This window comes from Elstera litoralis, assembly GCF_000963705.1.
GTDB lineage: Bacteria > Pseudomonadota > Alphaproteobacteria > Elsterales > Elsteraceae > Elstera > Elstera litoralis.
Window position 1 is genome coordinate 1 of record NZ_LAJY01000752.1, and the last position, 1,422, is coordinate 1,422.

Sequence of the window (1,422 nt, forward strand, 5' to 3'; positions counted from 1 at the left end):
AGGTCCACCTGTAAGCCGCCGAGATCGAAAAGGGTTGCCCCCGGCATCGCATCTACCAGCAAATCGAGATCGCTCCCTTCGTGATCCGTACCGTGCAGGGCCGACCCGAAGACACGCGGGTTCCGCGTCGGGAAACGACTGACAGCCTCCCGAATGGCATCACGATTTTGCGTCAAGGCGAGCGAGGGTTTCACTGCGAGCTCCGATCCTGTTGCCATCCTTATACGGGAAAAGACTGGTCCCCGGCAGAGGGTCTATTCAAGCACGCTCCAGCCCCATCAGGTCCGCCAAGCGGTTCGACACCGCTTCAGCCGCTGCAACAAGCGCAGCATCGGGACGATGCACATAGCGCGAGGTGACGCCGCGTCCTTTATGCCCGAATCGCTAATCATCCGGCGCACGGTGGGCTGATCGACATCCTTTACCGGCAACCCGCCGATCAGCGGTTTGATGTGGCGTTTGATCCGACCCGTATCGATTTCCAAGGTCGAAGCTTTTTTCGGTCGGTTGAGGCGCGTCAGGATCAAGCCTGCCTCCGCCGCTTCCATATAGCGGTCACAGAGTTCGCCGATGGTGAAGGCTTGCTTGCGCTCTATCTTGGCGGAGTGTTTTTCCGCCATCGGGTCCACCCCCTCGGCGATCCGTCCGGTCAAGCGCCGGGCTTCGGCACGGGCATTCTCCACTGTCCACGGTGCCCCGAATTTCCCGATGGTGAACCAGCGTGCTTTTCCATCGAAACTATATTTCAGCACAAAGCTCTTCCTGCGCCCCTGGAAGCGCACACCGAAGCCGGTCACGGCCCCCCTTGCCGCTATCCCACAAAACCCCCGCTTCGGTCATCCCATCGACATCGCGTTTGGTGATCGGCATTCCCCGCCCCGAAAAAACGATGGACCTTACCGGGCCTGCGAGGGTGCCGGCGGGCTCCCTCATGGTCATTCTGCCCGAACGGGATTCGCGCGCCTCGGCGGATTATCGATATGCAAACATGTATCGGTGCCCGCAAAAATGCTATTGGACGCTGGTGCTTTCCATCTCCTATGCTTTTTCCGGAAATTAAGAATCAGGCCGTCTCGAGTGAGATGAGTTTGGCGTTTCGGAGGATAAATCTCATGCAAAATCAAACTTCCGTGAGTTTCTAAACAAAACTCGGCTCGGATTGAGTTTCGAGCAATGCTGGCTTTGGCCTGAAAATCACTTAATCGGTTTTTGGGAATGGTCCGTGTTGTTTGACTAAAATGACTAAACCCAGCGGCGATACTCATGAGGTCGACCGATGGTGGACTATGCTCAAAACAATCTCATGAACCTTGGAGGAGACGGACACTATGAAGCGGAATAAGATTTCGGCGCTGTTATTGGGCGCATCTTTGCTGGCTTTCTCGGGCGCGGCCAATGCTTTGACGATTGGTTTTTCGCAGA

Annotated in this window: 2 protein-coding genes; both read right to left on the reverse strand. The window is 56.3% G+C overall.

The genetic code is table 11. The features are described from left to right. A partial coding sequence (locus tag VZ95_RS19555; RefSeq protein WP_045777354.1) for a nucleotidyltransferase family protein occupies window positions 1-194 on the reverse strand: 194 nt, incomplete at its 3' end. A gap of 84 nt (window positions 195-278) precedes the next feature. Then, window positions 279-797, reverse strand: coding sequence for an Arm DNA-binding domain-containing protein (locus tag VZ95_RS19560; protein ID WP_198148420.1), 519 nt, complete (start codon window positions 795-797; stop codon window positions 279-281). Window positions 798-1,422: the final 625 nt, after the last annotated feature.